The sequence below is a fragment of the Rhizobacter koreensis genome (genome assembly GCF_013366375.1).
GTDB classification, from domain to species: Bacteria; Pseudomonadota; Gammaproteobacteria; order Burkholderiales; family Burkholderiaceae_C; genus Schlegelella_A; species Schlegelella_A koreensis.
The window spans coordinates 236,794-250,699 of sequence record NZ_JABWMJ010000006.1 but is presented as its reverse complement, the minus strand read 5'-3'; the positions used below and the strand labels follow the sequence as shown (position 1 = coordinate 250,699).

At 70.3% G+C, this 13,906-nt stretch carries 11 protein-coding genes; 10 read left to right on the top strand and 1 reads right to left on the bottom strand.

Going from position 1 to position 13,906, the window contains the following annotated elements:
* The first annotated feature begins 287 nt into the window (after window positions 1-287).
* The 9 genes from lepA to nagZ all read left to right on the top strand — a co-directional run bounded on the left by lepA (window position 288) and on the right by nagZ (window position 8,568).
* The gene (lepA, locus tag HQN59_RS14450; RefSeq protein WP_176069807.1) at window positions 288-2,096 is read left to right on the top strand and encodes a translation elongation factor 4; all 1,809 of its coding nucleotides are present in this window, start codon (window positions 288-290) and stop codon (window positions 2,094-2,096) included.
* Window positions 2,096-3,073, top strand: a complete 978-nt coding sequence (gene lepB, locus HQN59_RS14445; RefSeq protein ID WP_176069806.1) for a signal peptidase I — start codon at window positions 2,096-2,098, stop codon at window positions 3,071-3,073. The genes lepA and lepB overlap by 1 nt, the downstream gene beginning before the upstream one ends.
* 3 nt (window positions 3,074-3,076) lie before the next feature.
* Window positions 3,077-3,472, top strand: a complete 396-nt coding sequence (locus HQN59_RS14440) for a DUF4845 domain-containing protein (RefSeq protein ID WP_176069805.1) — start codon at window positions 3,077-3,079, stop codon at window positions 3,470-3,472.
* Between the two features lie 50 nt (window positions 3,473-3,522).
* Window positions 3,523-4,227: a ribonuclease III gene (gene rnc / locus HQN59_RS14435; RefSeq protein WP_176069804.1), complete on the top strand. Its 705-nt coding sequence runs from the start codon at window positions 3,523-3,525 to the stop codon at window positions 4,225-4,227.
* Window positions 4,227-5,279, top strand: a complete 1,053-nt coding sequence (era, locus tag HQN59_RS14430; RefSeq protein WP_176069803.1) for a GTPase Era — start codon at window positions 4,227-4,229, stop codon at window positions 5,277-5,279. Before rnc ends, era begins: the two co-directional genes overlap by 1 nt.
* Before the next feature lie 169 nt (window positions 5,280-5,448).
* On the top strand, window positions 5,449-6,216 hold the full coding sequence (recO, locus tag HQN59_RS14425; RefSeq protein ID WP_425342728.1) for a DNA repair protein RecO: 768 nt from the start codon (window positions 5,449-5,451) through the stop codon (window positions 6,214-6,216).
* 32 nt (window positions 6,217-6,248) lie between these two features.
* A complete protein-coding gene (locus HQN59_RS14420) occupies window positions 6,249-7,031 on the top strand; it encodes a pyridoxine 5'-phosphate synthase (RefSeq protein ID WP_176069802.1) in 783 nt (260 codons plus the stop codon).
* Window positions 7,028-7,432, top strand: a complete 405-nt coding sequence (gene acpS, locus HQN59_RS14415) for a holo-ACP synthase (RefSeq protein ID WP_176069801.1) — start codon at window positions 7,028-7,030, stop codon at window positions 7,430-7,432. Before HQN59_RS14420 ends, acpS begins: the two co-directional genes overlap by 4 nt.
* A 53-nt stretch (window positions 7,433-7,485) precedes the next feature.
* Window positions 7,486-8,568, top strand: coding sequence for a beta-N-acetylhexosaminidase (nagZ, locus tag HQN59_RS14410; protein ID WP_176069800.1), 1,083 nt, complete (start codon window positions 7,486-7,488; stop codon window positions 8,566-8,568).
* Window positions 8,569-8,790: 222 nt separating this feature from the next.
* Here the strand turns inward: nagZ and HQN59_RS14405 are convergent, their stop codons facing one another.
* The gene (locus tag HQN59_RS14405) at window positions 8,791-12,066 is read right to left on the bottom strand and encodes an Rne/Rng family ribonuclease (protein ID WP_176069799.1); all 3,276 of its coding nucleotides are present in this window, start codon (window positions 12,064-12,066) and stop codon (window positions 8,791-8,793) included.
* 825 nt (window positions 12,067-12,891) lie between these two features.
* Here HQN59_RS14405 and HQN59_RS14400 point away from each other — a divergent pair.
* Window positions 12,892-13,866: an RluA family pseudouridine synthase gene (locus tag HQN59_RS14400; RefSeq protein ID WP_176069798.1), complete on the top strand. Its 975-nt coding sequence runs from the start codon at window positions 12,892-12,894 to the stop codon at window positions 13,864-13,866.
* Window positions 13,867-13,906 lie beyond the last annotated feature (40 nt).

Below are 13,906 nucleotides of genomic sequence, written 5' to 3'. Positions count from 1 at the left end.
AGCTGCTGTTGATATCCTGTGTACAACGCCGTTCGGCACGGCACCGGCACTGCTGGAAATCGGGTCTTTGAGGGGCTTTCGGCCAGGTCTTTTGGCTACAATGAAGCCCCAACAAGCAGTTGCCAAACGTTTTTGTTGGAAGGCGCGTCGGTTCATCGACGTGCCTTTTTTTTAGCTTCCGCACGGCGCTTCGCGCGTCGCACATCGCTTGGCGATGCGAGCCTGAGCGCTCGGACGGCCGGTCCGTCGCGCGTGCCAGACGGCTCAACCCACCTCCTCGCGACGGCATGGACCACATCCGTAATTTCTCGATCATTGCGCACATCGACCATGGCAAGTCGACGCTCGCCGACCGCCTGATCCAGCGCTGCGGCGGCCTCAGCGATCGCGAGATGGAAGCGCAGGTGCTCGACTCGATGGAGATCGAGCGCGAGCGCGGCATCACGATCAAGGCGCAGACGGCGGCACTGCAGTACGTCGCGCGGAACGGTCGGACCTACAACCTCAACCTGATCGACACCCCCGGCCACGTCGACTTCTCGTACGAGGTGAGCCGCTCGCTGTCGGCCTGCGAAGGCGCGCTGCTAGTCGTCGACGCCAGCCAGGGCGTCGAGGCGCAGACCGTCGCCAACTGCTACACCGCGCTCGACCTCGGCGTCGAGGTGGTGCCGGTGCTCAACAAGATGGACCTCCCGCAGGCCGACCCGGCTCGTGCTCGCGAGGAGATCGAGGACGTGATCGGCATCGACGCGACGGACGCGATCCCGTGCAGCGCCAAGACCGGCGAGGGCATCGACGACATCCTCGAGGCGGTGGTGCATCGCATGCCGTCGCCGCGCGGGTCCGTGGAGGCGCCGCTGCGCGCGATGATCATCGACTCGTGGTTCGACAACTACGTCGGGGTCGTCATGCTGGTGCGCGTCGTCGACGGCTCGCTCAAACGCGGCGAGCGCATCCGCCTGATGGCGAGCAACGCCGTCTACAACGCCGAGCAGCTGGGCGTCTTCACGCCCAAGGCGGTCGCGCGCGACGACCTGCACGCCGGCGAGGTGGGCTTCGTGATCGCCGGCATCAAGGAGCTGCAGGCCGCCAAGGTGGGCGACACCATAACGGTCGAGAAGAAGCTGCCGAACAACCGCGGCGTCGCCGAACAACCGCTGCCCGGCTTCAAGGAGGTCCAGCCGCAGGTGTTCGCCGGCCTCTATCCGGTCGAGGCCAGCGAGTACGACCAGCTGCGCGACGCGCTCGAGAAGCTCAAGCTCAACGACGCCTCGCTGCACTACGAGCCCGAGGTGAGCCAGGCGCTCGGCCTCGGCTTCCGCTGCGGGTTCCTCGGCCTCCTGCACATGGAGATCGTGCAGGAGCGCCTCGAGCGCGAGTTCGACCAGGACCTCATCACGACCGCGCCGTCGGTGGTCTACGAGGTCGAGCTCAACAACGGCGAGCTGCTGCACGTCGAGAACCCCTCGAAGATGCCCGACCTCGGCCGCATCAAGGAGATCCGCGAGCCGATCGTCACGGTGCACCTCTACATGCCGCAGGACTACGTGGGGCCGGTGATGACGCTGGCCAACCAGAAGCGCGGCAACCAGCTCAACATGGCCTACCACGGCCGTCAGGTCATGCTGACCTACGAGATGCCGCTCGCGGAGATCGTTCTCGACTTCTTCGACAAGCTCAAGAGCGTCTCCCGCGGCTACGCGTCGATGGACTACGAGTTTAAGGAGTACCGCGGCGCCGACGTCGTGAAGGTCGACATCCTGCTCAACGGCGATCGCGTCGATGCGCTCTCGATCATCGTCCACCGCAGCCAGAGCCAGTTCCGCGGCCGCGCCGTGGTGGCCAAGATGCGCGAGCTGATCTCGCGGCAGATGTACGACGTGGCGGTGCAGGCCGCCATCGGGGCCAACATCATCGCGCGTGAGACAATCAAGGCCCTGCGCAAGAACGTCATCGCCAAGTGCTACGGCGGCGACATCACCCGCAAGCGCAAGTTGCTGGAAAAGCAGAAGGCCGGCAAGAAACGCATGAAGCAGATCGGCTCGGTCGAGGTGCCGCAGGAGGCGTTCCTCGCCATTCTCCAGGTGGACGATTGATGGGAGCGCTTACCGCCGTCCTCTACGGCCTGCTCGGCGTGTTCCTCGCGGGCTGGTACTTCAACCGGTGGAGCGGCAACTTCTCGCTGCTGCTGTTCGTGATGACACTGGTCACGTTCGCGTACTGGCTGGCCGAGCGCTTCCATTTCGCGCCGCGCCGGGCCGCGGCGGCGCGGGCGCTCGAGGCCGAGGAGGCGCGGCGCCGCGAGCAGCTGAAGGCACAGGGCATCGACAAGGTCGACGACAACCTCGCATCGGCGAAGCAGGCCGTGCTGCTGCAGCCGTGGTGGCTCGACTGGACCGCGGGCCTCTTCCCGGTGATCCTCGCGGTGTTCCTGCTGCGCTCGTTCCTGTTCGAGCCGTTCAAGATCCCCTCCGGTTCGATGATCCCGACCCTGATGGTGGGCGACCTGATCCTCGTCAACAAGTTCCACTACGGCGTGCGGCTGCCGATCATCAACAAGAAGATCGTCGCCAACCACGACCCGCAGCGCGGCGACGTGATGGTGTTCCGCTACCCCAAGGACACCAGCACCGACTTCATCAAGCGGGTGGTCGGCGTGCCGGGCGACGAGGTGTCGTTCCGCCAGCAGCGGCTCTACATCAACGGCGCGGAGGTGCCGCGCGAGCCGCTGCCGCCGCCGGGCTACTACGACGAAGAGTCGATGCGCTACCAGCCCGCGTTCAAGGAAAAGCTCGGCACGGTGGAGCACGGCATCCTCATTAATCCGCAATCGCAGCAGTTTCATTGGGCCGATGAATCGGTCACCTTCCCGTATCGGGAGAACTGCCGCTACAGTGCCGAGGGTGTGACCTGCAAGGTGCCGCCGGGGCACTACTTCATGATGGGCGACAACCGCGACAACTCGCAGGATTCCCGCTTCTGGGGCTTCGTTCCGGACGAGAACATCGTCGGCAAGGCGTTCTACATCTGGATGAATTTCGGGAACCTGAAACGCATCGGCGCGTTTCACTGACCCATGGCTGCGTTCGACCACCAGCGACCCGTGTCCCGGCCCGCAGGGGCCGCCGAGCGCGGCATCACCCTCATCGGCCTGCTGTTCTGGGCGGCCGTGATCGGCTTCGTCGCGCTGATCGCCATGCGCGTGCTGCCGACGCTGAACGAATACTTCACGATCAAGCAGGCGGTCAACAAGATCGCCGGCGAGGGCGCCGGCACGGTCGCCGAAGTCCGCAACGCCTTCGAGAAGCAGCGCACCATCGAATACTCGATCACGTCGATCTCGGCCAAGGACCTGGCGATCACCAAGGAAGACGAGAAGATCGTGATCAGCTTCGCCTACGACAAGGAGATCGAGCTGATCAAGCCGGTCTACCTGCTCATCAAGTACGAAGGACGATCGAACCGCCAGTGACGCGTCACTGATTGCAGCGCGGCCGCAGGCTTGCGCGACACCGATTGCTCATGGACTCTCGCCTCCTTGCCCTGCAACAGCGCACGGGCCACCGCTTCGCAGACCCCGCGCTCCTGCAGCGCGCCCTCACGCACCGCAGCTTCGGCACCGATCACAACGAGCGGCTCGAATTTCTCGGCGACGCGGTGCTGAGCCTGGTGGTGTCGAGCATGCTGTTCGAGCGCTTCGCCGGCTCGGACGAAGGCGACCTCAGCCGCATCCGCGCACACCTGGTGCGCGAGGACAGCCTGCACCGCGTCGCCCTGCAGCTCGGCCTTCCCGAGCTGCTCAAGCTCGGCGAAGGCGAGGCGCGCGGCGGTGGTGCGCAACGGGCATCGATCCTCGCCAACGCGGTCGAGGCGCTGATCGGCGCCACCTTCCAGGACGGCGGCTTCGACGCTGCCCGCGCGCTGGTCCAGAACCTGTTCGGCGAGATCATCGAGACCACCGACATCGGCAGCTGGAGCAAGGACGCCAAGACCGAACTGCAGGAGTGGCTGCAGGCGCGGCGCCTGCCGGTGCCGGTCTATCGCATCAGCGCGACTCGCGGCCAGGCCCACGCGCAGACCTTCGAGGTCGAGTGCGCGGTGCCGACGCTCGGCCTCTCCGAAGCGGGCGAGGGCAAGTCGCGCCGGGCCGCCGAGCAGGAAGCCGCGCGCCGCATGCTCGACACCCTGCGCAGCAGCGACCGCCCCGGCAGCGCGCTGCAGTCCTGATGGCCAGGAAGCCCCGCTCCGTGCCGCAGGGCGTCGAGCCTGCCGCGGACGCGGGCGGCGGCGAGGCGGCACCCGAAGGCGCCGCTCCGGCCGACGCGCCCGAGGTCGATGCCGGGTCGCCAGCGCACGCTGGAGGTGTCGCGCACACGGCCGTCGAGGCGGGCCTCGACGCCACGCCTCAGCGCTGCGGCCGCGTCGCCATCATCGGTCGGCCCAATGTCGGCAAGTCGACGCTGCTGAACGCGCTGGTCGGTCAGAAGATCAGCATCACCTCCGACAAGGCGCAGACCACGCGGCACCGCATCGACGGGGTGCAGACGCGCGGCGACACGCAGTACATCTTCGTGGACACGCCGGGTTTCCAGACGCGTCGTGTGGCGGCGCTCAACCGTACGCTCAACCGCACCGTGCACGGCGTGCTGACCGACGTCGATGCGGTGCTGCTCGTCGTCGAGGCCGGCCGCTTCGGGCCCGACGACGAGAAGGTGCTCGCGCTCGTGCCGCGCGACAAGCCGGTGCTGCTGGTCGCCAACAAGCTCGACACGGTGGTGCGGCGTGCCGACCTGATGCCGTGGCTGCAGTCGATGCAGCAGCGCTTCCCGTTCGCCGAGTTCGTGCCGATGAGCGCGAAGAAGAACGCGGACGTGGAGCGCCTGTTCGACATCGTCCGGCCCTACCTGCCCGAGCAGCCCTGGATCTACGACGCCGACGCGCTCACCGACCGGACCGACCGTTTCCTGGTCAGCGAGATCGTGCGCGAGAAGCTGTTCCGCCTGACCGGCGACGAGCTGCCCTACACCTCGACCGTCGTGATCGACTCGTTCGTCGAGGAGGGCGAGCTGCGTCGCATCGCCGCGACCGTCATCGTCGAGCGCGAGAGCCACAAGGGCATCGTGATCGGCACCGGCGGCGAGCGCCTCAAGCGCATCGGCTCGGAGGCGCGTCAGGAACTCGAGCGCCTGCTCGACGCCAAGGTCTTCCTCGAGCTCTGGGTCAAGGTGCGCGCCGGCTGGGCCGACGACGAGGCCCACCTGCGCTCGTACGGCTACTGAGACGGTGTGAACGGATCCGGCATGCCCGCTCATCACGCTCAGGCACGCCCGCTCCGGCGTTGCAGATGCTCGCCGTGACGCAACGCCACGGCTGCGCCTTGCGCCTGGGCCCGCCGCGTCCGGGCGCGCTGCTCGGGCCCGCCGGGCCCATTCATATCTTCTAGCCCGCGTGGCCAAGGCTCTGCGCAGCGGCCCGATGGCCGCGTACGTGCTGCATCGCTACGACTGGAGCGAATCGAGCCTGATCCTGGACGTGTTCACGCGCGAGCGCGGCCGCGTTGCGGTTGCCGCCAAGGGCGCCAAGAAACCGTACTCGCAGCTGCGCAGCGTGCTGCTGCCGTTCCAGCGCCTGCTGCTCTCGTTCGGGCGGGCACCCGACGACGACGACAGCCGCGAGGTGCATAACCTGCGCTCGGCCGAGTGGGCCGGCGGCGGCCCGATGCTGAGCGGGGCGGCGCTGTTCAGCGGCTTCTACCTCAACGAGCTGCTGATGAAGCTGCTCGCGCGGCAGGACCCGCACCCCGTGCTGTTCGACATCTATGCGGCAACGCTCGGCACCCTCGCGCTCGCCGACGACGGCGCGATGCAGGGCGCCTTGCGCGCCTTCGAACTGGTGCTGCTGCGCGAGATCGGCTGGCTGCCGGACCTCAGCGTCGAGACGCAGACCCAGCAGGCTGTCGAGCCCGGGCGCGGCTACGCGCTGCGACCCGACGCCGGCGTTGCGGCATCGACGTCAGCCGACGCGGCGATCGGCGGCGCCGCGCTGGTCGGCCTCGAGGCGGCGCTGCGGCACGGCGACGTGCGGGCGATCCAGGCCGCCTGCGCCGGGTCGCTGGCCGAGCTGAAGAGCGTGCTGCGCGCCCAGCTTCACTATCATCTCGGCGCGCCGCTGCTGCGAACGCGGCAGGTGATGATCGACGCCCAGAACCTGGTCTGACCCTTTGCGGCGTTCGCGCCGAACACAGCCCGATGAACCCCCTCGTCAGCAGCGGCCTCGCCGCGCATCCGGCCACCGCGCTGTCGGTCAACGTGAACAAGGTGGCGCTGCTGCGCAACCAGCGCGCGCTGACGATCCCGAGCGTGACCCGCATCGCCGAGCTCGCGCTCGACGTCGGCGCGCACGGCATCACCGTGCACCCGCGCCCCGACGAGCGCCACATCCGCGCCGCCGACCTGCCGGAGCTCGCCGCGCTGCTGGCGGAGCGGCCGGGTGCCGAGTTCAACATCGAGGGCAACCCGTTCCACAACCTGATGCCGCTGGTGCGCCGCTTCCGGCCCGACCAGTGCACCTTCGTTCCCGACGCCGTCGGTCAGTCGACGTCGGACCACGGCTGGGACTTCGCGGCCGACGGCGAGCGCCTCGCTCCGCTGATCGCCGAGGCGAGGGCGCTCGGCGTGCGGGTGAGCCTCTTCGTCGACGCCGACCCGGCCGCGATGGCGACCGCGCGCGCGCTCGGCACCGACCGCGTCGAGCTCTACACGGAGCCGTATGCCGCCGCCCACGGCGCGCCACATCAGCGCGAGGTGCTGGCGCGCTTCGCCGCGGCCGCGAACGCGGCGCTTGCCGAGGGCCTTGGCGTCAATGCCGGCCACGACCTCAACCACGAGAACCTCGCCGAGTTCCTGCGCGCGGTGCCAGGGGTGCTCGAGGTGTCGATCGGGCACGCGCTGATCGCGCGCGCACTCGAGCTCGGCATCGACGCCGCGGTGCGCGAGTTGCTGCGCGCGATCGCGAGCGGCGCCCGCGGATGATCTTCGGCATCGGCACCGACATCTGCGACGTGCGACGCATCGCCGCATCGCTCGAGCGGCGCGGCGATCGCTTCGCCGAGAAGGTGCTCGCGCCCGGCGAGCTCGCGACCTTTCACGCGCGCCGCGCCAGCCACCCCGAGCGCGGCATCCGCTTCCTGGCGACGCGCTTCTCCGCCAAGGAAGCCTTCTCGAAGGCGATCGGCATGGGCATGCGGATGCCGATGACCTGGCGTGGCTGCGAAGTCGTCAAGCTGCCGAGCGGCAAGCCGGCGATCCGCCTGCACGGCGAGCTCGCGGCCTGGTTCGATGCCCGCGGCCTGGTCGCGCACGTCAGCGTCACCGACGAGACCGATTACGCGGCGAGCTTCGTCGTCGTCGAGCAGCGCGAGCCCGCGCGCTGATACCTGCCGGTGCGAGCCGCGCACCGTTTTCGCTGATCCAACCGACCCTGCCCATGACCGACCACGCCCCGATCGTCCTCGACGTCGCCGGACTCGCCCTCACGCGCGACGACCGCCGGCGCCTGAAGCACCCGCTCTGCGGCGGCGTCATCCTGTTCGGCCGCAACTGGGAGAGCCGGCACCAGCTCGTCGAGCTCACCCGCGAGATCAAGTCGGTCCGCGCGGACCTGCTGATCGCGGTCGACCACGAGGGCGGTCGCGTGCAGCGCTTCCGCACCGACGGCTTCACCCACCTGCCACCGATGCGCGTGCTCGGCGAGCAGTGGATGAACGACGGCCGTGCCGGCGCCCGCAGCGGCGCCATGCGGGCGACCGAGGCGGCGACCGCCGCGGGCTACGTCCTCGGCGCCGAGCTGCGCTCGTGCGGCGTCGACCTCAGCTTCACGCCGGTGCTCGACCTCGACCACGGGCCGAGCGCGGTCATCGGTGATCGCGCGTTCCACCGCGACCCGCGCGTGGTCACGGTGCTCGCCAAGAGCCTGATGCACGGCCTGCTGCTCGCCGGCATGGCGAACTGCGGCAAGCACTTTCCGGGGCACGGCTTCGTCGCCGCCGACAGCCACGTCGACGTGCCGGTCGACCGGCGCCCGCTGCGCGCCATCCTCGCCGACGACGCGAAGCCGTACGAGTGGCTCGGCTCGAGCCTCTCGAGCGTGATGCCGGCACACGTGATCTACCGCCGTGTCGACTCGCGCCCGGCGGGCTTCTCGGCGCGCTGGCTCAAGGACATCCTGCGCCTGCAGCTCGGCTTCGACGGCGCGATCTTCAGCGACGACCTCAGCATGGCCGGGGCGCGCCAGATCGACGGCGCCGAGCTCTCGTACGCCGACGCCGCTGCGGTCGCGCTGAGCGCCGGCTGCGACCTGGTGCTGCTTTGCAACCAGTCGGTGGGCAACGGCGATGCGCTCGATGCGCTGCTCGACGAACTCGCCGCGGCGCAGTTGAACGGCCTCTGGCACGCCGATCCGGACAGCGAGCGGCGTCGCCGCGAGCTGCTGCCGAAGGTGGCGCCGCTGCCATGGGACGAGCTGATGCACGACCCGATGTACCAGCGCGCGCTCGAGCGGCTGCCCTGAGGGGAAGGTCGCTGCAGCCCTGATGGCTGCGGCGACGAGAGAGCGGCCGCTGCCGGCGCGGGGGCCGTGCCGTCAGGCGCCGAGACGTCGCCGCGCGCGGGGTGCCGTTCCGTCGTGGCTCGCCCGCGGAAGGGCCTGCGCCGCTCTCGGCTTCTACTCTCTCCGCACGTGAAAACGCCGCCGCGCCCACAGGCTGCGGCGGCGCCGCTCGGAAGCGGCGCGTCAGACCGCGCCGGTCGAGCCCTGCTGCGCGCGTTCGAACGGCAGCTGCACCTGCGCGAGGTCCTTCCGGGTCTCGACCAGGATCAGCGGGCCCTGGTCGAGCACCGGCACCGGCGGGCGCTCGCGCGGCACATGCACGGGCCTGGGCTGGCTCGCGAGCGCGTTCTGCGCGGCGCGGATCTTCTCGGCGTCCGAGTGGACCCACTGCAGCCCGGCGCTCTCGGCGAGCTCGCGCAACGAGTCGATCGGCAGCTCGAAGGGCTCGGCGCGCGAGGCCGCGGCCTGGGCCTCGCGCCGCGGAGCGGCTGCGCCGTTGCCGTCGCCGCCGGGCACCCGGGCCGGCGCAGCCGGTTCGACGCCGACCGACGATGCCGGCTCGGCAGAAGCGGCCTCGTCGGGCCGGACGTCGACGGCGGAGACGCGGGTCACCGTGTGCGGCGCCTCGGCCATCTCGGCACCCACCACCTCGGCCGGCTCGCTCGCCACGGCGTCGGCACGCACGACGTCGGCGTCGAACGCGGTCGCCTCCGCGGCCCGACTGCTCTCGCCCTCGCCGCGGTCGCGGCGCTGGCGGCCACGCCCACGCCGGCGACCTTCACCGGACGGTGCTGCCTCGTCGGCGGTCGGCGCACCGCCGATGCGCTCGGTCTCGCCGCCATCGGCTCCAGCGCCGCCTCCCGGCGCCGCAGGGCCCGACTCGAGGCTCGCGCCATCGCCGGCGGCGATCGCTACCGGATCGCTGCCGACGTTCAGGCCGTCGAGGCCCTCGGCGGCGTCGCCGGTGGCATCGGCAGCGCGGTTGTCGTCGCGCTCGCGGTTCCCGCGACCACCACGGCGGTTGCGGCGCCGTCCGGTGCGTTCGCCCGTGGCCTCGCTGCCGTTGCCAGACTCGGTGGCGGCAAGCTCGCCCGCGCCTTCGCCGGACTCAGCCGGTGCCAGCGTGCCGAGCGGCATCGGCTCGGCGGCGTCCTCGCGGACCCGAGGTTCGCGCTCGGCGCGTTCCCGGCGAGCTTCGTTGCCGGTTTCGCCGTCGGCGCGCGGCTCGACGCCGGCGTCAGCGGGACGCGCCTCGCCGCGACTTTCGCGTGCGTCGCGCGGCTCGCGGCCTTCGCGAGCCTCACGGCCTTCGCGCCGCGATTCGCGAGCCTCGCGATTTTCGCCTCGCTCGGCGCGCTCGCCACGCTCGCCACGTTCACCGCGCGGACCACGTTCCGCGCGCTCGCCGCGTGCTTCGCCACGACCTTCGCCGCGCGTCGCGCGCTCGTCCGTCCGTGCGCCTTCCGCGGCGCCGCCGCGTGCGGTCTGCTCCTCGGTGCCGCGCTCGTTGCGGCGCCCGCGGTTGTCACGGCCGCCTTCGGTGCGCTCGCCGCGCTCACCACGCTGGCCCTCGCGCTCGCCGCCGCGACCCCGACCACCGCGGCCGCCACGGCCGCTGCGCTCCGGACGCGCCTCTTCGGCGGACGGCGCCTGCGGAGCCGGTGCGGCGACCGGTGCCGCCGGCGTCGCGGCCGGCGCCGGCTCGCTGCCGAACAGGCTCTTGACCCACGAGAAGAAGCCGCCGCCCGCGGGCAGCGGTGCCGGGGCACGCGCGGGTGCGGGTGCCGGGGCGACCGGAGCTGGCGCGGCGACCGGTGCGGGAGCCGCTGGTTCGGGCTTGGCCACCGGCATCGGCGCCGGCGTCTCGGGCAGGATGCCCTTGATGACGGGTTCCTGCTTCGGCTTGGCCTTCTCACGCCGCGTGATGCCGACTTCCTCTTCGGGCTCGTCGATCATCGTGTAGCTGGCCTGCAGGTTCTCGAGGCGCGGGTCGTCGTGGCGCAGTCGCTCGAGGCGATAGTTCGGCGTCTCGAGCGCCTTGTTCGGCACCAGGAGCACGGTCACGCGCTGCTTCAGCTCGATCTTGGTGATCTCGGTGCGCTTCTCGTTGAGCAGGAACGACGTCACCTCGACCGGCACCTGCACGTGCACCGCCGCGGTGTTTTCCTTCATCGACTCTTCCTGCACCATGCGCAGGATCTGCAGCGCGCTCGACTCGGTGTCGCGGATGTGGCCGGTGCCGTTGCAGCGCGGGCAGGTGATGTGGCTGCCTTCGCTGAGCGCCGGGCGCAGGCGCTGGCGGCTCAGTTCGAGCAGGCCGAACTTCGAGATCGACGAGAACTGGACCCGGGCGCGGTCCTGACGCAGCGCGTCGCGCAGGCGCGTCTCGACCTCGCGGCGGTTCTTCGACTCCTCCATGTCGATGAAGTCGACGACGATCAGGCCGCCCAGGTCGCGCAGGCGCATCTGGCGCGCGATCTCGTCGGCGGCCTCGAGGTTGGTACGGGTCGCGGTCTCCTCGATGTCGCTGCCGCGCGTCGAGCGCGCCGAGTTGACGTCGACCGAGACCAGCGCCTCGGTGTGGTCGATCACGATCGCGCCGCCCGACGGCAGGTTGACGGTGCGCGCGAACGCGGTCTCGATCTGGTGCTCGATCTGGAACCGGCTGAACAGGGCCGCGTCGTCGCGGTAGCGCTTGACCTTGTGCGCCGTCTCCGGCATCACGTGGGTCATGAACTGCTGCGCCTGATCGAAGATGTCGTCGGTGTCGATCAGGATCTCGCCGATGTCGGCGGTGAAGTAGTCGCGGATCGCGCGGATCACCAGCGACGACTCCTGGTAGATCAGGAACGCGCCCTTGCCGACCTTGCCGGCGCCGTCGATCGCGGTCCAGAGCTTGAGCAGGTAATTGAGGTCCCACTGCAGCTCGGGCGCGCTGCGGCCGATGCCGGCGGTGCGTGCGATCAGGCTCATGCCCTTCGGGTACTCGAGCTGGTCGAGGTTCTCCTTGAGCTCCTCGCGGTCCTCGCCCTCGATGCGGCGCGAGACGCCGCCGCCGCGCGGGTTGTTGGGCATCAGCACCAGGTATCGGCCGGCGAGGCTGATGAACGTCGTGAGGGCGGCGCCCTTGTTGCCGCGCTCTTCCTTCTCGACCTGGACCAGCAGCGCGTCGCCTTCCTTGATGGCGTCCTGGATGCGCGCCGTGCGCGCGTCGGTGCCCTCGCGGAAGTAGTTCTTCGAGATCTCCTTGAACGGCAGGAAGCCGTGGCGGTCCTCGCCGTAGTCGACGAAGCAGGCTTCGAGCGACGGCTCGACCCGCGTCACGACCGCCTTGTAGATGTTCCCCTTGCGCTGTTCGCGGCCTTCGATCTCGGTCTCGAAGTCCATCAGCTTCTGGCCGTCGACGATCGCCAGGCGGCGCTCTTCCGGCTGAGTCGCGTTGATCAGCATGCGTTTCATCGGCAAATCCTCTCTCGCGCGCCGTTCGCGGCGCGCGTCTCAACAGCCACCGGGCGGCAAGCCCTCAGGTGGCGGATCGATGCACGAGAAACGCGATGGAACCGGAAGGAATCGCCCTGGACCGCGGGAGCCGGATGCCGAAGGTTCGGCGGCTCGCGCAGCGTTGGCGCTGGCGTCGCAGCGATCGGGCGGGGAGCAGGCCGGCAGCGCCGGGGAGGCGCTGCGTCGGACCGGTCGGTGGCGCGCCGCAGACACGAGGCCGCGCCGCGGCAGCCCGGCCTGCGAGCGGGTGGCTCGTGCCGGGCGCGTGGCGCGCCTGCGAAGGGGGCTTGCTCGACATCCGCGTGAGACTGGACGCGTGGGCCGGAGAGCGGGAATCGCGGTCAGGAACGAGGCCTGGATGCGAAGGGGTGCTCTACGGCCGGGAAAACCTTTTGCTGAGGGTTCGTTCTTGTTCGCTCATTCCGCTGCGACCCAGCGGCTGCGCCGTCACTCGGGGACGACGCCCGCCGCCACATCGAGGCGTTGCATCACCGTCTGAGCCGGGGCCGCTGCCTCGCATGGGACAGCAAGTCGGTACCCTGGCCAGCCACGTCTCCTGCAGTGCGACGCTAAACTCTGCTGGAATCAAACACTTACAGCGAGGTCGTGGTGCGGCGAATTATACGGGGCAATCCGGCCGGCGCGACCGCGCCCGCCGCCCCGGGTCGCGCCAGGGCACCGCAGCGGTCCGCGGGACCTCGCGCGGGTGCCGCGAAGGGCGCGCCGCCACCCACGCCCGAACCGGCGGCGCACGGGGCCCCGGCGATCGCCGACGGGCCGAGCGTGCGCCACGTCGTCGTCGACGAGAGCGGCGCCGGGCAGCGCCTCGACAACTTCCTGGTCAAGCTGCTCAAGGGCGTTCCCAAGACGCACGTCTACCGGGTGATCCGCTCGGGCGAGGTGCGCGTCAACAAGGCGCGCGCGAGCGCCGACACTCGCGTCGAGCTCGGCGACGACGTTCGTGTGCCGCCGATCCGCACCTCGAGCGCGGCCGACGATCGCGCCGCCGTGCCGGCGCGCGAGTTCGCGACGGTCTACGAGGACGACCACCTCATCGTGATCGACAAGCCGGCGGGCGTCGCCGTGCACGGCGGCAGCGGGGTGAGCTTCGGCGTCATCGAGCAGCTGCGGCGGGCGCGACCCGACGCCCGCCTGCTCGAGCTCGTGCACCGGCTCGACAAGGAAACCTCCGGGCTCCTGATGATCGCCAAGACGCGTGCCGCGCTGGTCCGCCTGCAGGACGACCTGCGCCAGCGCAGCGGCGAGCGCGCGGTCGGCAAGACCTACGCCGCGCTGGTCGCGGGCGCCTGGCCGGCCAACCTGAAGGTGATCGACGAGGCGCTGCACAAGTACCTCGGAGCCGACGGCGAACGGCGCGTTCGGGTCGTCGACGCCGACCACGACGACGGCCGACGCTCGATCACCCTGGTGCGCGTGGTGCAGGCGTTCGCCGCGTTCACCTGGCTCGACGTGACGATCAAGACCGGCCGCACGCACCAGATCCGCGTCCACCTCGCGCACCAGGGTCACCCGATCGCCGGCGATCCCAAGTACGGCGACTTCGAGCTCAACAAGGCGCTGGCGCGCGGCAGTGCGGTCGCCAGCTGCCGTTTCGAGCGCATGTTCCTGCACGCGCGCGCGCTGCGCTTCGTGCACCCGGTCACCGATGTCCCCGTCGCGCTCGAGGCGCCGCTGCCCGACGCATGCATGCGGCTGCTGCATGCGCTCGAATCGGCGTCTGCTTCCGCGCACGCCTGAGGCGGCGCGCGTTTTCCTGTCTCCCGACGCCTCGGCGTCG

Bases quoted from the DNA above. Each gene is read 5' to 3' on its own strand.
- lepA (WP_176069807.1), top strand. From the start codon at position 288: ATGGACCACATCCGTAATTTCTCGATCATTGCGCACATCGACCATGGC.
- lepB (WP_176069806.1), top strand. From the start codon at position 2,096: ATGGGAGCGCTTACCGCCGTCCTCTACGGCCTGCTCGGCGTGTTCCTC.
- HQN59_RS14440 (WP_176069805.1), top strand. From the start codon at position 3,077: ATGGCTGCGTTCGACCACCAGCGACCCGTGTCCCGGCCCGCAGGGGCC.
- rnc (WP_176069804.1), top strand. From the start codon at position 3,523: ATGGACTCTCGCCTCCTTGCCCTGCAACAGCGCACGGGCCACCGCTTC.
- era (WP_176069803.1), top strand. From the start codon at position 4,227: ATGGCCAGGAAGCCCCGCTCCGTGCCGCAGGGCGTCGAGCCTGCCGCG.
- HQN59_RS14420 (WP_176069802.1), top strand. From the start codon at position 6,249: ATGAACCCCCTCGTCAGCAGCGGCCTCGCCGCGCATCCGGCCACCGCG.
- acpS (WP_176069801.1), top strand. From the start codon at position 7,028: ATGATCTTCGGCATCGGCACCGACATCTGCGACGTGCGACGCATCGCC.
- nagZ (WP_176069800.1), top strand. From the start codon at position 7,486: ATGACCGACCACGCCCCGATCGTCCTCGACGTCGCCGGACTCGCCCTC.
- HQN59_RS14405 (WP_176069799.1), bottom strand. From the start codon at position 12,066: ATGAAACGCATGCTGATCAACGCGACTCAGCCGGAAGAGCGCCGCCTG.